The organism is Aphanothece hegewaldii CCALA 016 (genome assembly GCF_003007785.1).
In the GTDB taxonomy this organism is placed as follows: domain Bacteria; phylum Cyanobacteriota; class Cyanobacteriia; order Cyanobacteriales; family Microcystaceae; genus Chroococcus; species Chroococcus hegewaldii.
In genome coordinates this window covers 168,356-191,842 of record NZ_PXOH01000005.1, presented here as the reverse complement: position 1 = coordinate 191,842, position 23,487 = coordinate 168,356, and the positions used below count along the sequence as shown (strand labels likewise).

Below are 23,487 nucleotides of genomic sequence, written 5' to 3'. Positions count from 1 at the left end.
TTGGTTTCATAAGGATAAGTTTTAGGTATCAAGTGAGTGAATAAAATTCCCCCTGTTGATTTAGCCCGTCAATATCGCTCGATTAGCGAAGAAACAGAAATAGCCGTTTTAAAGATTCTTAGTTCTGGTTACTATGTCGGTGGTGCTGCTGTTACGGATTTTGAAAAAGATTTTGCTGACTATACAGGCGTAAATCATTGTATTGCCTGTAATTCTGGTACTGACGCGTTGTATCTCGCGCTACGTGCTTTAAACATCGGTACAGGGGATGAGGTGATTACTTCTCCATTTACTTTCATTGCAACCGCAGAAGCAGTCACCATGACGGGGGCAAAACCAGTCTTTGTCGATATTGATTTAGATACTTTTAATCTTGATCTAACTCAAGTTAAAAACGCCATTACACCGAACACAAAGGCGATTATTCCAGTACACCTATTTGGTCAACCTGTCAATATGACACAGTTGATGGAAATTGCGATCGCACACAAGATCTATGTTATCGAAGATTGCGCTCAAGCGACCGGAGCATCATGGAACGGTCAAAAAGTTGGTAGTATTGGTCATATCGGTTGTTTTAGCTTTTTTCCCACGAAAAATTTAGGAGCTTGTGGCGATGGTGGCGCAGTTACAACTAATGATAGCGAGATCGCCTCTCAAGTTAAGATGTTAAGAGAGCATGGCAGTTCGGTTCGTTATCGTCATGATGTCATGGGAATTAATAGTCGTCTGGATGCGCTTCAAGCGGCTATTCTACAAGTAAAACTCCGTTATTTAGATCAATGGAATCAACAGCGTCAAGCAGTCGCTAACCGATATCAAGAATTACTTTCACCGTTGCCTAATCTTAAACTACCTCAAGCGATTTTAGGCGGTCATCATGTTTGGAATCAATATACTATTATGATTTCTCATCGAGATGAAGTTAGAGAAAAATTACAACAAATGGGAGTAATTTCGATGGTTTATTATCCTATACCCTTACAACTTCAACCCGTATATCAAGATTTAGGATATCAGATTGGACAACTTCCGAATTCAGAACAAGCATCCTATGAAGTGCTATCTTTACCGATGTTTCCTGATTTAACCATCGAAGAACAACAACAAGTTGTTTATTGTTTAAAAGATTGTTTATCTTAATTTATTTACGGCTTATTGCTCCATTATAAATTTTTTCGTTGTCCTGAACCGATTTAAAAAAATCAACCACAGGACGCGGATAATCCACCCCTAAAATCACTCCATATCGCTTTTGTTCTTCTTGGGATAACTTCCAAGGTTCATGAATTTTATCACCTGGAATTGATTCTAATTCGGGTAGCCAATATTTAAGATATTCTCCATTAGGATCATAATCTTTTGACTGTTTAGGGATATTAAAATAACGAAAACCTCTCGCATCATTTCCCACGCCTGCGGTATAATTCCAGTTACCCCAATTACTACAAACATCGTAATCGATCAACATAGATTCAAACCATTCCGAACCCATTTGCCAATTAATACCGAGATTCTTAGTTAGAAAACTAGCCACATTTTGCCGTCCACGATTTGACATAAAACCTGTTGCTAATAATTCCCTCATATTGGCATCTACTAAAGGATAACCCGTCTTTCCTTCTTGCCAAATTTTAAAGCGTGTCTCATCTACTTTCCAAGGAATATCTAATCCTTGTAACCCAGAAAGATAGAAAATTTTATTACCATGTTTAGCACAAATAAACCTAAAAAAGTCGCGCCACAATAATTCAAAAATTAACCAATAAGTTGAATCATTTTTAATGCGTTCTGATTCGTATTTTTGGACTTGTTCATAAATATAACGAGGAGATAAACAACCCAAAGATAACCACGCAGAAAATTTAGAAGAATAATCAGATCCTAACATTCCATTACGAGTTTCTTTATAAACTTTTAAACTATCTTTGTGCCAAAAGTAGTCTTTTAATCGGGTTAAACCGGCTGTTTCTCCTCCTTGAAAGATAAGTACTCCTTTTTCGCCAAGAATAGGTTTTTCTACACCTAAATCTTCAAAACTTGGAATTGTTCCAACATCGATTTCAGGTAAAGACGGTAATTGTTTAGGAAAAGGAAAAGTATGACGGATAATAAAATCTTTTTCGACTTTTTTGCGAAAATTAGTAAAGAGTTCAGGTAATTGATTAATCTCAAAAGGTAAATCATCGGGATGATAAAGCGTCGTTCCCCAAAATCCTTTTATCTTAATATTATTTTTCGCTAAAGCTTTTTCAACTGCTAATTCTTCTGCAGTAACTTCTTGATGATAATAAACAGTAGAAATTTCTAGAGTTTTGACCAAATCAGTAATAATATTTTCGGGTTTCCCCTGACGGATAATTAAATCACTCCCTAACTTTTGTAAGGAGTTTTTTAAATTAGTAATACTGAAGAGTAAAAATTGTGTACGAAAGCTTCCTGTTTTTGGAAAACCAAAAGGAGTTTGACCAAATTGACGAGAATCAAAACAATAAAAAGGAATAATCTGAGCTTTTTCTTTTAAAGCTTGATACAAAGGCTCATGATCATGAATTCGTAAATCGTTACGATACCAAATTAATATTCTTTGTTGCGTCATGATTTAAAAAGCGAGTTCGTTCTCAATCTGAGAAAATATAACAGATTATATAATAACGCTATCTCCATAAATCTTTCTATGACTGATGCTAAACAATATGCCCCTGCAACCGAGCGTAACCGAGAGCCGATTTTAGAGGTTCTTTTACGAGTTTTACCCCCAACGGGCAATATTTTAGAAATCTCAAGCGGTACAGGTGAACACGCGATCTTTTTTGCTCCTCGTCTCAAACCTCGTATCTGGATACCTTCTGATCCTCAACTCTATCTTAGGGAAAGTATTACGGCATGGCGTGAAGAATTCCCTTCAGATTATCTTGCTGCACCCTTAGCTATTGATACAACCGATGAGCATTGGAGTGTAGAAAAACAAAATGTAAACATTGTAGCTATTGTAAACATTAACATGATTCATATTGCCCCTTGGTCTGCTTGTTTAGGTCTAATGGCGGGTGCAAAGCGTATTCTTCCCCCTCGTGGTATTCTTTATCTTTACGGTCCCTACAAGCAATCTGGTAAACACACAGCCCCTAGTAATGAAGCTTTCGACGAATCGTTACAAGCTCGTGATCCTGCATGGGGCGTTCGGAATTTAGAAGATGTTGTAAATGTAGCAAAAAAACAAAATTTACAATTGCTCGAAGTTATACAAATGCCCGCAAATAATATATCTGTCGTCTTTGAGCGTTTTTAATTGGGTTTGGAAACTTTCCGATTAGCAAAAATTATATTTGCTATAAGAATTACTTTGTCAAGAATATCTTTACAATTCGTAATAAAACTGTTACATTTATTTACATAAGGCAAGCAAAGGAGATAACAAACATGACAAACCCAAGCCAAAAAGGCAGACACAGCGCAATCATCGCCTGAGAATTGGGAAAGCATGAGGATCTTTGCTCACCACAAAATTAATATTTAAACTGCACTAAAAAAGAGGATAAAAAAATGTTTGCACCTTTAATCGTTCTTGTTCGTAACTACTTAGGGAAAGCCAAATTTAACCAACTCAGAGGAAAAGCGATTGCACTGCACGCCCAAACCATCACCAATTTCTGTAACCGAGTTGGAATTGCGAACAACGTTAGACAAAATTTAATCCGTCGTGCGAAAGATAACGGAAAACGATTAGGTCTATTAGCTTAGTGGTTATGAAGGTTCTCCTCTCTTCTTAATTTTTATTGAGTTCTCCTATTGAATAAACCTCGGTTCACCACCGGGTTTTTTTTGTTAGAAGATTTTGAAAAAACCCAATAAAAAAGGGTGAAGCGAAAGCCACCCTAAGATATTTTTAAGAGATGAAATGAAAAAACTAAATAATAATTACCACTTGCTGGCGACAACTTCGGCTAGATCAACTACACGTTGCGAGTAACCCCATTCGTTATCATACCAAGCAACAACTTTAACCATATCGCCACCAACTACCATTGTTAAGCTGGCATCGACAATAGATGATGCGTTAGTTCCGCGATAGTCAGAAGATACTAAAGGTAAATCATTATAATCAAGAACCCCTTTCATATTACCTTCGGCGGCGGCTCTAAGAACATCGTTAACTTGTTCTGCGATCGTGCTTTTTTCAACTTGAGCCACTAAATCAACAACCGACACGTTAGGAGTGGGAACGCGCAAAGCAATACCATTGAGTTTTCCTTTCATATCAGGAATTACCAAAGCAACCGCTTTAGCAGCACCCGTCGAAGTTGGAACAATATTAACGGCGGCGGCTCTAGCACGACGTAGATCCCGGTGACTAGCATCGAGAATACGTTGATCACCCGTGTAACTGTGAGTCGTCGTCATCGTACCTTTGATAATACCAAAGTTTTCATGAATGACTTTAACGATGGGAGCTAGACAGTTTGTCGTACAGCTTGCGTTACTAATCACATTGTACTGATTAGGATCGTAATCTTTTTCATTAACACCGACGACAAAAGTTCCAACACCTGCACCTTTTCCGGGGGCGGTAATTAAAACCTTTTTCGCACCAGCAGCAATATGCTTAGATGCGCCTTCTTCATCGACAAAAACCCCAGTTGCTTCAATAATCAGATCAACTCCCCAGGAATCCCAAGGCAAGTTTAAGGGGTTGCGATCGGATACACATTTAATTGTATTTCCGTTAACTGTAATAGTATCGTCATCAGCGCTAATATCAGCGTCTAATTTACCCAACATTGAATCATATCTGAGTAGGTGGGCGTTGGTTCTTGGATCAGAGGTATCATTAATGCCTACTACCTCTAGCTGACTATTCTCACGCCCTAACCAGCATCTTAAGAAATTACGTCCGATACGTCCGAACCCGTTGATCGCTACTCTAACCACTGCGTCTTGCCCTCTATGTTTTTGTTCAATAGATTAGATGATTAATGACCCCAATCATACCTTAAAGGCAGTCCCATTCGATCCCCAATCTTAAGAAATTATTTATTTAACTTTTTTGTTAAAGAACAGGTGTTCCTACTAACTTCTTAAACTCTAGACTTAGATGATCTGACAAAAACACAACTTTTTGCTATGATATGGCACCTACATCCATTAAAGAGAGTCACTATTCTCTAAACCAAAAATGTAGTTTAATGATGTGGTGTGTTAGGAGACATCAAAGGTGAAAACAGTTGATTTTAATGGCAAACCTTTTCATTTTATTGGGATCGGCGGTATTGGTATGTCAGCTTTGGCCTACATTTTAGCCAAGCGTAATATTCCTGTATCAGGCTCGGATCTTAAATCAAGTCACATTACCCGACGACTTGAAGAAGTGGGCGCACTGATTTTTAATTCTCAAGAAGCAACCAATTTAGATATCTATCATTCTAAAACAAAAAATCTCACGATAAATATTGGCGATGAAACAAACGGAAATGGTTTACCCCATCATCCTCAAATTATCTGTTCTACAGCGATTCACAACAATAATTTAGAATATCTGGCGGCTCTTGAATTAGGATATCCGATTTACCATCGCTCAGATGTTTTAGCGGCTTTGATTGCAGAATATCAAAGTATTGCAGTCGCAGGAACACACGGCAAAACAACAACCAGTAGTTTAATTGGATATATGCTATTACAAGCGGGCTTAGATCCCACAGTAATTATCGGGGGTGAAGTCGATGCTTGGGATGGTAACGCACGAGTTGGTAAAAGTCCCTATTTAGTAGCGGAAGCGGATGAATCTGATGGCTCATTAACTAAACATTGCGCCACAATTGGCATCGTGACCAACATTGAACTCGATCATCCTGATCACTATCAAAGTCTAGATCAAGTCGTCAAAATTTTCCAGATTTTTGAAGATCACTCTGATATCTTAATTGCTTCGGTTGACTGTGCCAATGTGCGTCAGTATCTCAAACCTCATATTACTTATAGTCTAAATCCAGATACCTTAGCCGATTATCTCGCCAAAGAAATCACTTATGATCAAAATGGCTCTCAAGCTCAAGTTTGGGAAAAAGGACAGTATTTAGGGCAACTCGAAATAAGTATCCCAGGATCACACAATGTTAGTAATGCACTTGCTGCGGTGGCAGTTGGTCGCAAATTAGGACTAGAGTTTAATATAATTGCTGATGCGATCGCTACATTTACAGGAGCAAAAAGACGCTTTGAATTTTTAGGCGAAGTCAATGGCATTACTTTTATTGACGACTATGCTCATCATCCCAGTGAAATTAAAGCAACATTAGCCGCAGCACGTTTGAAAGTGCTACACAATCAATATAAAAGAGTTGTAGCCATTTTCCAACCCCATCGCTACACTCGTACAACGACTTTTTTAGAAGAGTTTGGGGCTTCATTTGATGATGCAGATGTGGTTATTCTTACTGATATTTATAGCGCTGGAGAAACCAACCTACAAAATATACAAGGTCAAACCGTCGTTGATGAAGTGAAAAAACATCATAATAATGTATATTACTGCCCAAATTACCAAGAAATAAGTAATTTTACCGAAAATATTTTAGAATCAGGCGATTTAATCCTATTTTTGGGTGCTGGCAATCTCAATCAAATGATTCCTAAAACAATTGCGGTTCAAACGGAGCGTAACAAAATCATTGCTTAGATGTCAAAAACGATCGCTTACATTCAAAAAGCGAAAAAATTCTAGTCTTATCCCCTTTATCACCTTTTATTTGCTACATTAAATCTAATTTCTGTCCATCAACGCCTATGAACGCTCCTATACTCCTAGCTGGCACGAATTGTTTATTAAATCCTGGGGTTTCTCTTTCTAACTATACGTCCTATCGAGTGGGTGGAGAAGCACAATGGTTTGTTGAACCACGCAACACAGATGATTTATCGGCAATTTTTCAATGGTGGCAAACACAAGATATTCCCCTAACCTTATTAGGTGCTGGCTCAAATTTATTAATAAGTGATCAAGGTTTACCCGGTTTAGTTCTAAGTACTCGTTATTTACGTCATAGTACATTTGATCATGAAACTAGCCAAATTACAGCAGGAGCGGGCGAACCTCTACCTAAACTCGCTTGGAGGGCGGCTAAACGGGGTTGGCGTGGTTTAGAATGGGCAGTGGGAATACCAGGAACTGTGGGCGGGGCTGTGGTGATGAATGCAGGAGCGCATCAAGGATGTATTGCAGATAGTTTAGTTAAAGCGGTGGTTTTATCCCCTAATGGCACGATTGAGACAGTAACAGCAGAAGCATTACAATACAGCTATCGCACCTCCGCGTTACAAGGCGATCGCCGTTTAGTTTTAGAAGCAACTTTTCAGTTACAATCGGGTTTTGCTCAACAAGACGTAATGGCAGATACCACCCATCATTTACACCATCGCAAAAATACCCAACCCTACGATCGTCCCAGTTGTGGTAGTGTTTTTCGTAATCCTAAACCCTATGCAGCCGGTTGGTTGATCGAGCAGTTAGGATTAAAAGGTTATGCGATCGGTGATGCCCAAATCTCACAACGTCATGCTAATTTTATTATTAATCGCGGTCAAGCGAAAGCAGAAGATATCCTAACTCTAATTCGGTATGTACAGGAAGAAGTTAGCCATCGTTGGTCTTTACTTTTAGAGCCTGAAGTCAAAATATTAGGTAAATTTGAGGTAGTTTAGAAGATAGAGTATTTTGTTTGAAACGAGATCTTAGTGGCAACTATTTTAGCGATCGAAACTAGCTGCGATGAAACCGCCGTCGCCATTGTAAATAATTGTGAAGTACATAGTAATATTGTCGCTTCACAAATTGATGTGCATCGCGTTTATGGGGGAGTTGTTCCAGAAATTGCCTCACGTCAGCATTTAGAAATGATTAATCTTTGTATTGAACAATCTCTATCCGGAGCCGAATACCAATGGTCGCAAATAGACGCGATCGCCGCAACCGTCGCACCGGGGTTAGTCGGTTCCCTGATGGTGGGTGTAACAGCCGCAAAAACACTAGCGATCATCCATAACAAACCCTTTTTAGGCGTACATCATCTCGAAGGTCATATTTATGCTTCATATCTCAACGATCCACAGCTAAAACCCCCTTTCATCTGTCTTTTAGTCTCTGGGGGACACACGAGCCTCATTTATGTCAAAGATTGTGGCATCTACGAAATGTTAGGCTCAACCCGTGATGATGCAGCAGGTGAAGCCTTTGATAAGGTCGCAAGATTATTAGGTTTAAGTTATCCAGGTGGTCCCGCTATTGATCGCATTGCCCAAACGGGGAATACAGAAGCGTTTCCTTTACCCGAAGGTAGAATCTCTACACCGGAAGGAGGGTATCACCCCTACGATTCTAGCTTCAGTGGCTTAAAAACGGCGGTTCTACGCTTAGTAAACAAGCTTCAGACCGAAAATGGTCAAATACTACCAATTAATGACCTTGCCGCCAGTTTTCAAGCGACCGTTGCTAGAGCGTTGACTAAACGTGCGATCGCTTGTGCTTTAGACTATGGAGTGAAAACCATTGCAGTCGGTGGAGGAGTCGCGGCTAATAGTGCGTTAAGGCAACATCTCACCGCAGCAGCAGCTAACCACGATCTTGATGTACATTTTCCCCCGCTTAAACTCTGTACCGACAATGCAGCGATGATCGGTTGTGCCGCAGCAGATCACTTTAACCGAGGTCATCGATCTTCGTTATCTTTAGCTGTACAATCTCGTTTACCGATTACAGAAGTCATGAGTTTATATTTATAATGTTTGGTCTGATTAATCTTAATAAACCTGCCGGTTGGACATCTCACGACTGTGTAGCCAAAGTTCGGAAAATACTCAAAATAAAACAAGTTGGTCACGGAGGCACTTTAGATCCTGCCGCGACAGGTGTTTTACCCATTGCTGTCGGTAAAGCAACCCGTCTTTTACCCTATTTAACCACTCAAAAAGCTTATCGGGCGAGAATACGTTTAGGAGTGACGACAACGACTGATGATCTTGAAGGAGAGATTATTCAAACTCACTCAGGTCAACATTTATCCCTCGAAAATGTACAACCCCATTTAAGACAATTTATCGGAAAAATAGAACAAATTCCCCCGATGTATAGTGCTATTCAGCGAGAAGGAAAGCGAATGTATGAATTAGCTAGAAAAGGCGAAATTATAGACATTCCGAGTCGAATCGTTGAAATACATGATATTGAAGTTTTGAACTGGACTGGCGGCGAATTTCCCGAAATTGAACTGGCGATCGCTTGTGGTTCGGGTACTTATATTCGTTCGATCGCTCGTGATCTCGGAAAAGCTTTAGGCATTGGCGGAACTTTAGCCCAGTTAATTCGTACCGAAAGTTGTGGGCTACATTTAGCCGATAGCATCACTTTAGAACAATTAGAAATACTACGCACACGTAATAATTTTACTTTAATTTCTCCATTAAGCGCACTAACTCATTTAGAAACAATTTATTTATCCTCTGATGAGGCGCAACGCTGGTGTCAAGGACAAATTATAGCAATTTCATTTGAAAATAAGATGGAGCAATCAGTCAAGGTTTTAACAGAAGAAGGACAATTTTTAGGGATGGGAATAATTATTAGTGACTCGGATAACTTTATTTTAAAACCGAAAGTTGTTTTAGTTTAAATTGCGCTTAAGTAAGAATAGAAGTTAGAGCGTGACCGTATTGTTATTTTGCCGATTCCTTTGGGGTAAGGCTATTAAAAATATAATACTAAATTCACTATGGCTGTCCCCTCTAAAATTATGTAGGCATTTGGGAACCAAATCCTTTTAGGAATAGGGTTTGGAGACCAAACCCCTACGCTCAATTTAAAGATTCCGATTTATACGGATTTGGTACAATAGCCAAAGAGCAAATATTTTTGGTATATACTATAAATAAATGCGATTTGATTGGGATAACATTAAAGATGAATCGAATTTTCTTAAGCATGGTATCAGATTTGTTGACGCAGTAACCGTTTTTGCTGATCCTTTTCTTCTGTTTACGGAAGATTTTAAACATTCTCAATATGAAGAAAGAGAATGGGCTATAGGAGAAATGGAAAATGGCTCAATTGTTGTAGTTGTTTTTACCATACGTGACGAAATAATTAGAATTATCAGTGCTAGAAAAGCCACAAAAAAAGAGCGTAAACAATATGAAGAAAGAATCTGAGTTTCCCTTTGATAAAGCTAGACGAGTAACACCAGAAGAACATCAAAAGTTTACGGAAGCCCTTACTGAGCAGTTTGGCATAAATTTAAGAAAACGGGGCAGACCTGTTAAAGATGAAGAAGAAAAATATGAGCCCATTTCTATTAGACTTCATCCTAAAGTTTTAGCTTGGGCGAAAGAAGAGGCAAAAAAAAGAGGAATCGGCTATCAAAGTGTTATTAATCAAGCTTTACTTGAGCAAATTACCTAAATTTATCTTTTAAACAGCTTTCTATGCTTCGTTACATCTCCCCACAGTGAAGCAGTTTTAAGTTATATTAAAATATAGAAACAAAAGTTTACATCTATCGAGTTCCCGTTCACATCGTAGAGGGCTAGACGTGACGCAAGACATCTTTAAAAACAACGGCAACCAACCCCCAACGGAAATACAAGACGAATATCAATTCGTTGCGACACCAACCAAAAAGCCCAAACAGTCATCCTTACTATCGGGTAGTAAAGGTGTTCTATTTGGTATTGGATTAGGTGCATTATTAACCTTGGCGGGAACCAAATTCATCGCTCAACCAAAAACGACAGAAGCCCCTCAGAACGTTACTCCCGTAGTCTCTGCCCCTGCTCAAAGTGTTACAGTTTCAACCGTTCAATTATCCCCCGTCAATCGTACACTGAAAGCAACAGGTACCGTCACGGCTGATGAATTGATTACCGTCAATACTCAAGCTAATGGATTACAAATACAAGAAATCTATGTCGATGAAGGAGCATCTGTTAGCGCGGGACAACTTTTAGCCCGATTAGATGATTCTATCCTACAAGCCCAGTTAGCCCAAGCACAAGCTAGTGTCGCCCAAGCCGAAGCCCGTTTAGCAGAACTCAAAGCAGGAACCCGAACCGAAGAAATAGCAAGGGCTAGAGAAATCGTTAGACAGTCCATAGCAGAACTAACTCAAGTAAAATCAGATTGGGACTTAGCGAAAAAAAGATTATCAAGAAATCAAACCCTAGAAGCACAAGGAGCGATCGCACGAGATAGACTTGACGAAGCGATCAACGATGAACGTAGTAAACTCGCCATAGTACGCAGAACCGAAGCAGAACTGAGAGAAAATCAACAAAAACTAGCCGAATTACAAGCAGGTCCGCGTTCTGAAGTCATTGCCCAAGCAACAGCCCAACTCGCCCAAGCAAAAAGTCAAGTACAAGTGATTACAGCACAACTGAGAAATACTCGTATACTCTCGCCAGTCAACGGCAAAATTACTAAACGTAACGCTAGGGTAGGAGATACAACAAATTCAGGCTCACAAGGGGCATTATTTGAAATTATCGAAGCAGGACGCTTAGAATTACACGTCAAAATCCCTGAAAATCAATTAACCGCTATTCGTACGGGTCAAAAAGTTGAAATTACCTCCGATGCGGATTCCAGCCTCATACTGATAGGAACCATCCGAGAAATTAATCCTGTAGTTGATGTAGAATCGCGTCAGGCAACGGTAAAAGTAGATTTACCCTTTTCAAACACCCTCAAGCCTGGAATGTTCCTACGGGCTTCTATTGTGACAAATAGCGCAACAAGCATAACAGTGCCGATGGATGGAGTGTTACCGCAGTCGGACGGTAAAGCAATTGCATATATTGTGCAATCTAACAACACAGTCATTGCTCAAACCGTTAGTTTAGGTGAAATTCTACCCAATAATCAGATCGAAATCACCAACGGATTAAACCCAGGCGATCGCATTGTGATCAAAGGTGCAGCCTATCTTAATGATGGCGACAAAATTCAGATTAAATCCTAACTTAAACTATGTCTTTTAATCTATCCACTTGGTCAATTAAAAACCCAATCCCGATTTTAGTTAGTTTTCTTGTACTAGCGTTGGCGGGGTGGTTTTCTTTTATTAGTTTAGGCATTGATCGTAATCCTAATATTGACGTACCCGCAGTGATTATTACTGTAACGCAACCGGGCGCGGGGCCAGTGGAACTCGAAACCCAAGTCACTAAAAAGATCGAAGACGCAGTGGCAGGTTTAGGTAATATCGATCAGATTAGCTCAAACGTTGCCGAAAGTTCAAGCACTACTACCGTTAATTTTGTCCTTGGTACTGATAGCAACCAAGCGACGAATGATGTTCGTAATGCGGTGGCACAAATTCGACAAGATTTACCGCAAGATATAAATGAACCTATTGTTAAAAGATTAGAGTTTTCTGGCGGTTCTGTAATTACTTATGCCATATCATCAGATAAGCGATCGGTAGAAGAATTAAGTGATTTAGTAGATCGCAGAATTAGCAGAGTTTTAGCCAATGTCCAAGGTGTAGCACAAGTCGATCGCATTGGTGGAGTCGATCGAGAAATTAGAGTAGACTTAGATCCGAGTCGCTTACTCGCATATGGTATTACTGCGACACAAGTCAATGAGCAGATCCGCAATTTTAATATTAATTTACCTGGGGGACGTTCTGAAGTTGGTGGAAGTGAACAAACCGTTAGAACCCTTGGCAGTGCGAAAACAGTAGCAGATTTAAAAAATTATCGCATCGTTTTACCCAATGGTGATAATGTTCCCCTTGAGAATTTAGGAAAAGTAGAAGATAGTTTCGCAGATCCTAGATCTTCGGCTTATTTTAATGGTAAACCTGTTGTTGGTTTCTCTGTTTTACGGAGTACGGGCAGTACCTTAGTCACCGTTGAAGAAGAAGTTAGAAAAGCGATCGCTAATTTAGAACAAAGCTTACCCGATGATCTTAAATTTAATCTAGTTTTTACACGCGCCAAAGATATTCAAGAGTCTTATCAAGGAACCCTTAATGATCTAATTAGTGGTTGCATTTTAACCGTTATTGTGGTAGGGCTTTTCCTTAGAGATTGGCGAATGACCCTCATTACCGCGATCGCACTTCCCCTATCCATCATTCCCACATTTTGGGTGATGCAAGCTTTTGGCTATACCCTGAATGGGATGACGCTACTCGGTTTAGCCCTTGCTATTGGGAACTTAGTCGATGATGCGGTTTGTATGGTGGAAAATATCGATACTCACCTACTTGAAGGCAAAACACCCTATCAAGCGGCTATCGATGCTTCTAGTGAAATTGGGTTAGCGGTTTTAGCCTCTGCTGCAACTATTATCGCTGTTTTCCTACCTGTTGCATTTATGGGAGGTATACCGGGACAATTTTTTAAACCCTTTGGTGTTACTGTATCGGTTTCGACGATTTTTTCCTCATTGGTTGCCGTAACGATTACGCCGATGGTCAGTGCGTATGTACTGAAACCAAAAAGAGTGCAAAACTTAGATCAAAATACATATACTTCAGGTTGGGGTATTTATAGTCGTTTACTCAAATGGGCGTTACATCATCGTATTACAACACTGATTATTGCGATCGCTTTTTTCATCGGTAGCTTACAACTCATTCCCTTCATTCCTCAAGGTTTATTTAGCAACCCCGATACAGGTTTAAGTACCGTTAGTGTGGATCTTCCCCCCGGTTCAACTCTTGCTGATACAACCAAAGTCGTTCAAGAAACCACCCAGTTATTACGCAATAATTCTGAAGTGAGTAGTGTTTTAGCCAATATTGGGGGCAGTAAAGTTAACACCGCAACAGTATACGTTAATTTGATTCCCAAAGATGAAAGAAATATCTCTCAACAAGAATTTGAAGAGAAAATGCGCTTAGAATTTAGAGAAATACCAGGGGCGCGGGTATCTTTTCGGAGTCAGGGCGCGGGAGGGGGTAGTAAAGACGTTTCAATCGTCTTAAAAAGCGAAAATGGCGAATTATTAGAACAAACGGCGAATACAATAGAACGACAGATGCGAAGTGTTCCGGGGTTAGTCGAAGTCACATCGAGTATTAGCCTCGTTAAACCTGAAATTATTATTACACCTGATCCGATCCGGGCGGCGGATCAAAATGTCTCGGTACAAGCGATCGCACGTACAGCCTCACTCGCCTTAATTGGGGATAATGATTCTAACTTAGCTAAATTTAATCTAAGCGATCGACAAATTCCCATTAGAGTTAAAATTGCTTCTATTGAACGCAGCGAAATTGATACCCTAAAAAACTTAAGAGTACCCAGTTCTGATGGTATCCTAGTTCCGTTGAACTCAGTTGCTAATATTAGTTTAGGAAGTGGCCCGGCTGAAATTGAACGCTTTAACCGTAGTCGTCGTGTAGAATTAGGGGCAAATTTAGAAGGATTATCATTAGGACAAGCATTAACCAAAATTCGCGCTTTACCAGCAATGAACCCCCTACCCGCAGAAGTTACAGAAGAACCTTTTGGGGAAGCGAAAATTATGCGAGATATCTTTAGTCGTTTCCTTGGGGCATTAGGTTTAGCAGTATTGGGAATTTATGGCGTTTTAGTTTTACTCTATAACAATTTCCTCTATCCTGTGGCAATTTTAGCCGCTTTACCCCTTTCCATTGGTGGGGCGTTTTTAGGGTTACTCATTGCCCAAAAAGAATTAGGATTATTTGCCTTAATTGGTATTGTTTTATTAATGGGGTTAGTCACTAAAAATGCGATTCTTTTGGTCGATTTTGCCCTTGCTGCCCTACAAGAAGGTAAATCACAATATAAGGCTACACTAGAAGCAGGAATTAGCCGTTTACGTCCCATTATGATGACTTCGGTTTCTACAATCATCGGGATGATTCCCATTGCTCTAGAATGGGGTGCAGATGGCGAAACTCGTAGCCCAATGGCGATCGCAGTTATTGGTGGTTTTACCACATCGACGCTATTAACCTTAATCGTTGTCCCCGTGATTTTTACCTATATTGATACTTTCTATCAAAGATTGAAAAATATGTTTGTGAAAAAGGGGAAAAAAGAAGTTAGAGAATATTCGGAGTTGAATTAGAATTAGCTTCTAGATTTAGTTATAGAGGGTTTGAAAACCAAACCCCAACTAATTAGTAGAATTGGACAAAACTTTAATTAGAAATTGATAATCAAATACACTATCCGACTTAGAAACAATCGTAATCTCATACAAACCACTTTCTTTTAAAGTTCCTGTCCAAGAGGTTTCCGTCGAATCATCTAAAAGATTATTTTGACCCGATGGAGAATATATAGAAATTTGTGTCTCTTGAGGTGCGCTGATTTGAAATTCTACTTCTTGATTTTCTTCTAACTGTATAACATAAGCTTTTCCTTGACCGGGTTCTAATGTTCCTTGACGACTAATGTCATTTTCTGTGGGTAACTCTGTGATTTTAAGGGATGTTTCATCTGATTGTAATTTTCTCAGATTATCTAAAAGCATTGCACTCAAAACTTGTCCCGTTGGTTGTTCCATATTATCCTTATCTTCTGAAGGAAAATCACGAGAAAATTCAGCATTTGCTAAATCATATAGCGCACGCATATTTAAGTTTAAGTCATTAGCTTCTTTGATAATTTCTTGACGACGCAGACGATCGTAACTCCCTAAACCCCCTCTTGCTTCTGCGCTTAAAGAACTTAACTGAGTTATTAATTCTGAAGCAAATTCATCGCGTTTTTTTTGCCCTTCTTTTTTTTCCACTGGATCTGAAGACGATATTTTTAATGCGTCATCTGGGTAGCGACTCGAAAAGACTTGATCTACTAACATTTGAAAAAATTGATTATTGATCCCCAACTCCTGACGACGTTTGCGTAACTCCGCTTTACGTTCCCATTCTGCTGCTTGTTCGGTGGAAACGGGGAAAAGCGCGGGATCAGCAGGAGTAGAAGGATCAGTGTTTTCAAAAGTTAGCTTTGGGGGTGCTGGAGTTTTTAACCAAGTTTTGCCGACAAACCATCCAATCGTCCCAGATCCGAGACTAACAGCTAAAATTAATCCTAATTGACTTAAACAACCTAAAAATCGACTCTGCTTTTTAGGGGAGAGTGTTACCATAGTTTCCTTCTGCGCTTTAGTAGATACAGTGAGATCAAGAGGAGGAGAAGGAAGAAGATTGATCGTGGGTTGGGTTTCGATCGTCTCGGGTTGTTCTAGACAAATTATCACATCTTGAGCCGTTGTAAAGCGATCGCTTATTACATCCGTTACCATTTTGCTAAAAAGATGCTTCAGTTTTGGACTCAAAATAATATCTTCTCGTAAATTGCGAGTTTCTCCCTCAAAGAGTTGTGATGACTCATATTGCGTGAATAAACTCAGTAAGACGATCGCAAGTTGTGATAGATCTTGTTGAGGAGACGCAGTAAGAGAAGCATTTTCTAGGGTCTGAACTTGGCTAAAATTAATGATAAAGGGTAACTGATCCCATTTACGACAAATCAAGTTATCTAGCGAGATATCTTGATGATAGACACCTTGGGAGTGAAGATAGTCTACAACGCTTAACAGTTGCTTCAGTAAATCAATAATATCGGTTTCACTAAAGTATTTTTGTTGACTTTTATATAGCTTAAACAGTTCCCGATAAGTAAATCCAGGAATATAGTCTCTAACGTAATATAAACTTGTATTTTCGGCGTTATTTACCGTAAAAGTTTCTCGAAACCGAGGAATCTGAGGATGATTTAATTGATAAAGAATTTGTGCTTCAAGCTTAAACTGAGTTTCTCTTTTTGTGCGATCGCTCTTATTCTCGTCAATATAGCGTAACTCTTTAATCACGCAAAATTCATCAAAACGATAAGTATCCTTAGCAAAATAAGTTCCAGTGTACTCATTTTCGGCTAGAGGTTTGATCATCACATAGCGATCGTTTAAAATAACAGGGGTTTCAATCACACCGTTGTAGGATATATGGGTTAAGTACAGAGAATTCTTTCTAAAATATCAACTAGGTTAGCAGATTTGGTAAAGACTGCACCTTAATACCGATAAATTAAAAATATGCAATACCGACGTTTTGGCCGTACTGAACTACAAATGCCCGTTTTTTCTTGTGGTGGAATGCGCTATCAATATAAATGGCAAGATGTTCCGTATCAGCAGATCCCTGATGATAATCAATTAAATCTTGAAAATACGATCCGTCGTGCGATCGATCTTGGTATTAATCATATCGAAACCGCGAGAGGATATGGCTCATCTGAATTGCAACTTGGAAAAATATTACCAAAATTACCAAGAGAAAAACTAATCATTCAAACAAAAATTTCTCCAAAAAGTGATGTTAGAGAATTTCGTCGTCAATTTAATCAATCTTTTCAATTTCTCAATTTAGATTATATAGATTTACTGGGAATTCATGGCATAAATACACCTGAAATTTTAGAAGAAACCATACGCCCTGGTGGTTGTCTAGATGAAGCGAAAAAATTACAACAACAAGGAAAAGTTAGATTTATTGGCTTTTCAACTCATGCCTCAACTGAAACTATTATTAAAACCATAGAAACTAATCAATTTGACTATATTAATTTACATTGGTATTACATTTTTCAAAATAATTGGCCAGCAATTTCTACCGCCCATAAACATGATATGGGAGTTTTTATAATTAGTCCATCAGATAAAGGAGGACATTTATACAATCCCCCCAAAAAATTAGTTGATCTTTGTTCTCCACTCAGTCCAATGGTGTTTAATGATTTATTTTGTTTGAGTCATCCTCAAGTACATACACTCAGTCTTGGTGCGGCTAAACCATCAGATTTTGATGAACATTTAAGAACTATTAAACTTTTCAATAAAGCTGATCAAATTTTACCTCCAATTCTAGAAAAATTAGAAGCAGAAGCAATTAAATGTTTAGGGAAAGAATGGTTTAAAACTTGGCGTTTAGGTCTACCCACATACCAAGAAACACCAAACAATATTAATATTCCTACTATTCTTTGGCTGAGAAACTTAGTCTTAGCTTATGACATGGTTGAATTTGCTAAAGCGCGATATAATTTATTAGGAAATGGGGGTGATTGGTTCCCTGGAGAACAAGCCGCAAAAGTCAAAAAACTTGATTTAAGTAAATGTTTGGCTAAAAGTCCTCATGGTAAAATAATTCCAGATTTATTAGCGGATACACATCGTTTATTACAAGCAGAATCAGTCCAACGTTTATCGAGTAGTTAATGTCAGGAAACCATGAAAACGGATACAATTTTTTATCGTCTTTTTCAATCTTTCCCTTTTATTTTCTTTGAATTGCTTAGACTAGATCCAGACTTAGCCGAAGTTTATCAGTTTTCATCGGTGGAAGTGAAACAACTTGCTTTTAGAATTGATGGAGTATTTTTAGCCCAAAGGACGGATTTACCCATTTATTTCGTTGAAGTTCAATTTCAAGATGATTCTAATTTTTATGCTCGTTTTTTTGCCGAAATCTTTTTATATCTAAGCAAAACACCTTTATCTAATAACTGGCGAGGAGTAATTCTTTATCCAAATCGTAGTGTAGAATCACAAGAAACTGAAAGATATTGGGAATTACTAGAATCTGAAAGAGTAACACGGATTTATCTAAATGAACTAGACAATATTTCTGAAACATCTATTGGTTTAACGACAGTTCAATTAATTACGACGAATAAAAATCAAGCGATTGAACAAGGACGAAATTTAATTAATCGAATCAGAGAACAAATTACAGATGACAGACAAAGGCAAGAACTTTTACAATTAATAGAGACAATATTAGTCTACAAATTACCTCGAATAAGTCGCAAGGAGATAGAAGCCATGTTTAGCTGGAGTGATTTAAAACAAACTAGAGTTTATCAAGAAGCATTAGAAGAGGGACGCGAAGAAGGACGCGAAGAAGGACGCGAAGAAGGACGCGAAGAAGTAAAAATAACTGCTATTCCCCGTTTATTGTCTCTAGGATTGAGTATAGAACAAATTGCAACAGCTTTAGACCTATCAATAGACCAAGTTAGTCAAATTGCACAACAGCAAAATCGCTAAAGTGAGCGAGAAACTTTATAAAATGGCTTTTTAACCACCGTAGCTGGATAGGTTTTACCGCGTATTTCGACTTCTAAAGTTTGTCCAATATTCGCTAATTCTGAGGGGACATAAGCAAGTGCGATCGCTTTTCCTAACGTCGGTGATAATGTACCACTCGTCACCTTACCCACTACTTTACCATTAGACCACACGAGATAATCATGTCGAGCAATATGTCGTCCCTCCATTTGTAACCCAACCAAACGACGAGACAAACCATTTTTTTTCTGCTCATCTAGAACAGAACGACCGACAAAATCACCTTTTTCTTTGAGATGAACCAACCACCCTAGACCCGCTTCTAAAGGCGAGGTCTGGTCATCAATATCTTGACCGTAGAGGGCTAATGCAGCCTCTAAACGTAGAGTATCCCTTGCACCCAGTCCACAAGGCGTTACACCCGCTTTAAGTAAGGATTGCCAAAGTTTTTGACCTGCTTCGGGTGATAACATAATCTCAAAGCCATCCTCTCCAGTGTATCCCGTTCTGGCAATGAAAGCAGGTTGCTCAAAAATAGTGGTTTCAAGGTGTTCAAATAATTTTAATTGACTAAGATCATCTGAAACCAAAGATTGTAGAATTCTTTGAGCGTGTATTCCTTGGAGTGCAATTAAGACTTTTTCTTGGGAGACATCTTCTAATGTGACGGAATATTTTTCCAGATGAGAGAGTAACCACGCTTTATCTTTTTCGGTTGTCGCTGCATTGACGATGAGTATTCCTTTCTCTGCTTCTTGGAAATAAAAAATTACATCATCAATAATCCCACCATCAGCGTTTAACAAAACTGTGTATTGTGCTTGTCCAGGTTGCAGTCGTGCTAAATTTGAGGGAACGAGAGACTGTAGCAAGGTCAGTAAATCTTTTCCCGTTAGGATAAATTTTCCCATGTGGGAGATATCGAACATTCCGACACTCGTTCTGACTGCTTCGTGTTCTTGCTTCAAACCGCTAAACTGAATGGGCATATCCCAACCCGCAAACTCGGTCATTTTGGCTTGTTGTGCGACAATGAGATGATATAACGGAGTTTTTAACGCTTGGGATACTGTTTCAGATACTACCACGATCGCAAAACCTTTATAAAAATGTCTATCTGTAGTTAGGGTAGTACAGAATTGGGCGATCTACAAGTCTTGTCCTCAATTCTGAAGTGATCCCAAAATAAGCTACAGTAATTCAAGGTATATTTTTCTAAGACTTCTGACAGTTAAAAAAATAAAAGGAGAAACGTTCAATGATTACCCTTAAGATTGTTGTCTATCTGGTTGTATTTTTCTTTATTGGCTTGTTTGTCTTCGGTTTTCTCTCTAGCGACCCAACTCGTAACCCCGGACGCAAAGATTTTGAATAAAGACGGTTTAGTCAGAATTTAGGATATCAACTAGAGTTAAATAAAAGGGACGCTAGGTTATTAGATCTACGTCCTTTTGATTATTAAATCGGCTTTTCACCCATTGAAGAAAGTCTTTAACAAGTTTTAGATAATTAATTTCTTCTACATAAATTATCCGCTTTTATATAATTGTAGGGGTTTGGTTACCCAACCCTATATATATCTTGATTTGGAACACCATACCCTACAGGACATTTTTATCTGAGAAGCCGATCATTTAACCCAAAATATTAATCTAACGGAATAACATTGACCCAATCTTTATATTTTGGATCTTCATTTTGAGTAATTGCTGTAAGCTTTTCTCTCAATTTTGTGGCGATTGGTCGTTCTTCAGAAAGTTTAAAATTCTCGATTTGATAAACTGGGGCAATTTTCGCAGCCGTTCCACATAAAAAGACTTCATCTGCAATAAATAATTCTGTTTTATCTATAGGTCTTTCGACTACAGTAATTCCTAAATCTTTAGCAAGAGTTAAAACACTATCTCTTGTAATCCCTTCTAGGATATCTTGTTCAAATCCAGGGGTAATAATTTGACCATTTCTAACCATAAAAATATTCATCCCCGTTGCTTCACAGACTTTACCTTGGGAATTCATTAAAATGGCTTCATCAAAACCTGATTCTACTGCTTCGGTTTTTGCTAAAGCGGAAGTAATATACGCTCCAGTGATTTTACCTCTAAGTGGGAAACTACGATCTTCTTGACGATACCAAGAACTAATTCTACATTTAATCCCAGAAGGCGATAAATATTCCCCCATTTCTAAACCATAAACTAAGAAATTTTTCTCGATATTGTGTAATCTGGGAGCAATTCCTAAACCAGAACTATAGACTAAAGGACGAATATAAAAAGATTGATTGGGTTTATTTTTTTTAACAAAATCAATAATAATTTGATAAATTTTATCAGCAGGTAAATCGTGATGTAAAAATTTAGCACTTTGACTCAAACGTTGACAATGACGCTCTAATCTAAAGAGTAAAATTTCATTAGGATTTTGCGGATTGGGAATTCCTCTTAAACCGCCAAACGCTGCTGTACCATAATGTAAGGCATGAGTCGCAACTGATAATTTAGCATCTTCAAACGGAATAAATTGATGCTCAAAATAAGCGTATTTGAGAAAGGTATCCATGTTTCTAGTGTAATTAATAAAAAAGTAACTAATGGTGTTTATTTCTGTCTCACCCACTCCAAAAAATTTTGTTTTTGACTATCGGATGGGTTTTGTATCCGCACAAGTTCATAACGTAAGGGTTGCGAGGCAGCAAGTTTAACTGGTAAAGTTCTCAGTTCATCTTGATGAAAGACAGTAATTTGAATGATATCATTCTCTTGGTAGTCTTTGAGACGATCGCTGATCTGATCTCCACTGACTCTAAAACCATCGATCGCTAGTAGTTCATCTTCTGTATTAATTCCTGCAATTTGACTCGGCGATCCAATTTCAACAAATTTTATTATTTCTTTACCATTTTCTGAGTTTACCTTGATTCCCAGTAATGGTACTCTTTCATCATCATAGACTGATTTAAGTTGTATTCCAAATGGTTCTAAATATTCCTCAAAGGGTAACTCTTCTACACCTAAGATAAAACGAATATAAAAATCACTTAAGTCTGTTTCTGCAACAGATTCTATAACATTTTTCAATTCCTCATCTGTATAGCCTATTTCCAATTTGCCGTATTTTTCCCACATAATCCTCATTACATCATCAAAAGAACGTTGATTATTATGACGCTGACGTATCAATAAATCTAGCATCATCGCAATCAGTTCACCTTTGAGATAATATGAAATCTGAGAGTTATCGCTATTAGCATCTCTGCGATACAATTTAATCCAAGCATCAAAACTCGATTCACTAACGGGTTGTACTTTTCTTCCAGCTATCGATAAATAACGACTAATTTCTTTACTCAATAAATCTAAAAACGTTTTACTATCATAAATTCCCGCCCTCATGGGAAAAACGATATCATAATAACTCGTCACGCCTTCACAAAACCAAAGGGCATTTGTATAATTTTCTTGTTCATAGTCAAAAACTTCCAATGCTTTCGGACGAATTCTTTTTACATTCCACAGATGAAAGAATTCATGGGCAACTAATTGTATGAAATTATTGTATTTATCTCTGGCACGAAAACCAAAACGAGAATAAATTAAAGTACAAGACTCTTTATGTTCTAGTCCACCATAACTATTTTTAGAAAGATGTAAGAGGAAAATATAACGCTCATAAGGTAATCCTCCAAACATTCTAGCTTCGGTTGCAATAATGTTCCGTGTATCCCGAATCAATCGTTCAACATTCACATTCCCTTGTCCCCAAATCGCTAATTGATGCGGTATTCCTAAAACTTCAAAGTCATATTTCTGATGAATTCCCACTTCAAAGGGACTATCAACTAGAGTATTAAAATCTTTAGCAATAAAAGTATTTTCTTTGCCATCTACTGAGGGTAAAGATGTTGTTACTTGCCACTCGTTTTGAGGTGGAATAATGGTTACTGTAACCGATTGTTTGACTAATTCGGGAACAAATAAAAATAACGCCGCGCCATTAAAATAACCATGTGTTGCATCAAGATGATTAGTTCTAACCGTTAATTCATTCGCAAAAACTCGATATTGTACCGTAATTTCTGATTGATTATTTGTTTCAACTTGCCAGTGATTTTTCGAGCATTTACGATGTTTTAATGCTTGTTGTCCCTTAACTGAAAAGTCTTGTACATGACGCGAATATTCTCGCACTAAATACGATCCTGGTGTCCAAACCGCCATCTTTAAATCTAATACATCATCAGACCAACCGCTAATCTGTAGCGTCACTTCAAATAAATGGGAGGTTGGTTCGCTCATCCCAACCTGATAAGATACGACTGGACGAGTTTGCGTCGGTTCAGTGGATCGAGTTAGTGTAGCTGTTGTCATATCCCAATAATTAAG

Annotated in this window: 20 protein-coding genes; 14 read left to right on the top strand and 6 right to left on the bottom strand. The window is 38.3% G+C overall.

What is annotated here, in order from left to right; translation table 11 throughout:
- Window positions 1-36: 36 nt before the first annotated feature.
- On the top strand, window positions 37-1,143 hold the full coding sequence (locus tag C7H19_RS06860) for a DegT/DnrJ/EryC1/StrS family aminotransferase (RefSeq protein WP_106456151.1): 1,107 nt from the start codon (window positions 37-39) through the stop codon (window positions 1,141-1,143).
- A gap of 1 nt (window position 1,144) precedes the next feature.
- Here C7H19_RS06860 and C7H19_RS06855 read toward each other — a convergent pair whose 3' ends face one another.
- Window positions 1,145-2,599 carry a DASH family cryptochrome gene (locus tag C7H19_RS06855; protein ID WP_106456150.1) on the bottom strand — a complete coding sequence of 485 codons (1,455 nt, stop codon included), beginning with the start codon at window positions 2,597-2,599 and terminating at the stop codon, window positions 1,145-1,147.
- Between the two features lie 78 nt (window positions 2,600-2,677).
- On the opposite strand from C7H19_RS06855, the gene C7H19_RS06850 reads away from it, so the two are divergent.
- Together C7H19_RS06850 and pgr5 are read left to right on the top strand one after the other, a co-directional pair.
- The gene (locus C7H19_RS06850; protein WP_219907602.1) at window positions 2,678-3,292 is read left to right on the top strand and encodes a DUF938 domain-containing protein; all 615 of its coding nucleotides are present in this window, start codon (window positions 2,678-2,680) and stop codon (window positions 3,290-3,292) included.
- A gap of 254 nt (window positions 3,293-3,546) precedes the next feature.
- Window positions 3,547-3,744, top strand: coding sequence for a cyclic electron transport protein PGR5 (gene pgr5 / locus C7H19_RS06845; protein WP_106456149.1), 198 nt, complete (start codon window positions 3,547-3,549; stop codon window positions 3,742-3,744).
- A gap of 177 nt (window positions 3,745-3,921) precedes the next feature.
- Here the strand turns inward: pgr5 and C7H19_RS06840 are convergent, their stop codons facing one another.
- Window positions 3,922-4,932, bottom strand: coding sequence for a type I glyceraldehyde-3-phosphate dehydrogenase (locus C7H19_RS06840; protein ID WP_106456148.1), 1,011 nt, complete (start codon window positions 4,930-4,932; stop codon window positions 3,922-3,924).
- Window positions 4,933-5,275: 343 nt separating this feature from the next.
- On the opposite strand from C7H19_RS06840, the gene murC reads away from it, so the two are divergent.
- The 8 genes from murC (at window position 5,276) to C7H19_RS06800 (ending at window position 15,094) form a co-directional block, all read left to right on the top strand.
- Window positions 5,276-6,676: a UDP-N-acetylmuramate--L-alanine ligase gene (murC, locus tag C7H19_RS06835; RefSeq protein ID WP_245927358.1), complete on the top strand. Its 1,401-nt coding sequence runs from the start codon at window positions 5,276-5,278 to the stop codon at window positions 6,674-6,676.
- A 107-nt stretch (window positions 6,677-6,783) separates the two neighbouring features.
- Window positions 6,784-7,698 (top strand): UDP-N-acetylmuramate dehydrogenase, encoded by a 915-nt coding sequence (gene murB / locus C7H19_RS06830; protein ID WP_106456146.1) that lies wholly within the window; start codon window positions 6,784-6,786, stop codon window positions 7,696-7,698.
- A 33-nt stretch (window positions 7,699-7,731) separates the two neighbouring features.
- The gene (gene tsaD, locus C7H19_RS06825) at window positions 7,732-8,775 is read left to right on the top strand and encodes a tRNA (adenosine(37)-N6)-threonylcarbamoyltransferase complex transferase subunit TsaD (protein WP_106456145.1); all 1,044 of its coding nucleotides are present in this window, start codon (window positions 7,732-7,734) and stop codon (window positions 8,773-8,775) included.
- Entirely contained in the window at window positions 8,775-9,662 is an 888-nt protein-coding gene (truB, locus tag C7H19_RS06820; protein WP_106456144.1) for a tRNA pseudouridine(55) synthase TruB, read from the top strand. Before tsaD ends, truB begins: the two co-directional genes overlap by 1 nt.
- Window positions 9,663-9,921: 259 nt before the next feature.
- The gene (locus tag C7H19_RS06815; protein WP_106456143.1) at window positions 9,922-10,197 is read left to right on the top strand and encodes a BrnT family toxin; all 276 of its coding nucleotides are present in this window, start codon (window positions 9,922-9,924) and stop codon (window positions 10,195-10,197) included.
- Entirely contained in the window at window positions 10,181-10,447 is a 267-nt protein-coding gene (locus C7H19_RS06810) for a BrnA antitoxin family protein (protein ID WP_106456142.1), read from the top strand. Before C7H19_RS06815 ends, C7H19_RS06810 begins: the two co-directional genes overlap by 17 nt.
- Window positions 10,448-10,577: 130 nt before the next feature.
- Window positions 10,578-12,005, top strand: a complete 1,428-nt coding sequence (locus C7H19_RS06805) for an efflux RND transporter periplasmic adaptor subunit (protein WP_106456141.1) — start codon at window positions 10,578-10,580, stop codon at window positions 12,003-12,005.
- 8 nt (window positions 12,006-12,013) lie between these two features.
- On the top strand, window positions 12,014-15,094 hold the full coding sequence (locus C7H19_RS06800) for an efflux RND transporter permease subunit (RefSeq protein ID WP_106456140.1): 3,081 nt from the start codon (window positions 12,014-12,016) through the stop codon (window positions 15,092-15,094).
- Between the two features lie 48 nt (window positions 15,095-15,142).
- Here C7H19_RS06800 and C7H19_RS06795 read toward each other — a convergent pair whose 3' ends face one another.
- On the bottom strand, window positions 15,143-16,963 hold the full coding sequence (locus tag C7H19_RS06795) for a serine/threonine protein kinase (protein WP_106456139.1): 1,821 nt from the start codon (window positions 16,961-16,963) through the stop codon (window positions 15,143-15,145).
- A gap of 105 nt (window positions 16,964-17,068) precedes the next feature.
- On the opposite strand from C7H19_RS06795, the gene C7H19_RS06790 reads away from it, so the two are divergent.
- Together C7H19_RS06790 and C7H19_RS06785 are read left to right on the top strand one after the other, a co-directional pair.
- Complete coding sequence (locus tag C7H19_RS06790) at window positions 17,069-18,250, top strand: aldo/keto reductase (protein WP_106456138.1); 1,182 nt, start codon at window positions 17,069-17,071, stop codon at window positions 18,248-18,250.
- Between the two features lie 12 nt (window positions 18,251-18,262).
- Window positions 18,263-19,081, top strand: coding sequence for an Rpn family recombination-promoting nuclease/putative transposase (locus C7H19_RS06785; RefSeq protein WP_106456137.1), 819 nt, complete (start codon window positions 18,263-18,265; stop codon window positions 19,079-19,081).
- Here the strand turns inward: C7H19_RS06785 and gcvT are convergent.
- Window positions 19,078-20,190 carry a glycine cleavage system aminomethyltransferase GcvT gene (gene gcvT / locus C7H19_RS06780; RefSeq protein ID WP_106456136.1) on the bottom strand — a complete coding sequence of 371 codons (1,113 nt, stop codon included), beginning with the start codon at window positions 20,188-20,190 and terminating at the stop codon, window positions 19,078-19,080. The two genes, C7H19_RS06785 and gcvT, sit on opposite strands and share 4 nt — an antisense overlap.
- A 170-nt stretch (window positions 20,191-20,360) precedes the next feature.
- On the opposite strand from gcvT, the gene C7H19_RS06775 reads away from it, so the two are divergent.
- Window positions 20,361-20,477 (top strand): photosystem II reaction center protein I, encoded by a 117-nt coding sequence (locus C7H19_RS06775; RefSeq protein WP_106456135.1) that lies wholly within the window; start codon window positions 20,361-20,363, stop codon window positions 20,475-20,477.
- A gap of 272 nt (window positions 20,478-20,749) precedes the next feature.
- Here C7H19_RS06775 and C7H19_RS06770 read toward each other — a convergent pair whose 3' ends face one another.
- Together C7H19_RS06770 and C7H19_RS06765 are read right to left on the bottom strand one after the other, a co-directional pair.
- Window positions 20,750-21,664, bottom strand: coding sequence for a branched-chain amino acid transaminase (locus C7H19_RS06770; protein WP_106456134.1), 915 nt, complete (start codon window positions 21,662-21,664; stop codon window positions 20,750-20,752).
- Between the two features lie 38 nt (window positions 21,665-21,702).
- On the bottom strand, window positions 21,703-23,472 hold the full coding sequence (locus C7H19_RS06765) for a M61 family metallopeptidase (RefSeq protein WP_106456133.1): 1,770 nt from the start codon (window positions 23,470-23,472) through the stop codon (window positions 21,703-21,705).
- Window positions 23,473-23,487: the final 15 nt, after the last annotated feature.

Coding starts and splice junctions, on each gene's coding strand:
- C7H19_RS06855 (WP_106456150.1), bottom strand. CDS start 2,599: ATGACGCAACAAAGAATATTAATTTGGTATCGTAACGATTTACGAATT.
- C7H19_RS06850 (WP_219907602.1), top strand. CDS start 2,678: ATGACTGATGCTAAACAATATGCCCCTGCAACCGAGCGTAACCGAGAG.
- pgr5 (WP_106456149.1), top strand. CDS start 3,547: ATGTTTGCACCTTTAATCGTTCTTGTTCGTAACTACTTAGGGAAAGCC.
- murC (WP_245927358.1), top strand. CDS start 5,276: ATGTCAGCTTTGGCCTACATTTTAGCCAAGCGTAATATTCCTGTATCA.
- murB (WP_106456146.1), top strand. CDS start 6,784: ATGAACGCTCCTATACTCCTAGCTGGCACGAATTGTTTATTAAATCCT.
- truB (WP_106456144.1), top strand. CDS start 8,775: ATGTTTGGTCTGATTAATCTTAATAAACCTGCCGGTTGGACATCTCAC.
- C7H19_RS06815 (WP_106456143.1), top strand. CDS start 9,922: ATGCGATTTGATTGGGATAACATTAAAGATGAATCGAATTTTCTTAAG.
- C7H19_RS06810 (WP_106456142.1), top strand. CDS start 10,181: ATGAAGAAAGAATCTGAGTTTCCCTTTGATAAAGCTAGACGAGTAACA.
- C7H19_RS06800 (WP_106456140.1), top strand. CDS start 12,014: ATGTCTTTTAATCTATCCACTTGGTCAATTAAAAACCCAATCCCGATT.
- C7H19_RS06790 (WP_106456138.1), top strand. CDS start 17,069: ATGCAATACCGACGTTTTGGCCGTACTGAACTACAAATGCCCGTTTTT.
- C7H19_RS06785 (WP_106456137.1), top strand. CDS start 18,263: ATGAAAACGGATACAATTTTTTATCGTCTTTTTCAATCTTTCCCTTTT.
- C7H19_RS06775 (WP_106456135.1), top strand. CDS start 20,361: ATGATTACCCTTAAGATTGTTGTCTATCTGGTTGTATTTTTCTTTATT.
- C7H19_RS06770 (WP_106456134.1), bottom strand. CDS start 21,664: ATGGATACCTTTCTCAAATACGCTTATTTTGAGCATCAATTTATTCCG.
- C7H19_RS06765 (WP_106456133.1), bottom strand. CDS start 23,472: ATGACAACAGCTACACTAACTCGATCCACTGAACCGACGCAAACTCGT.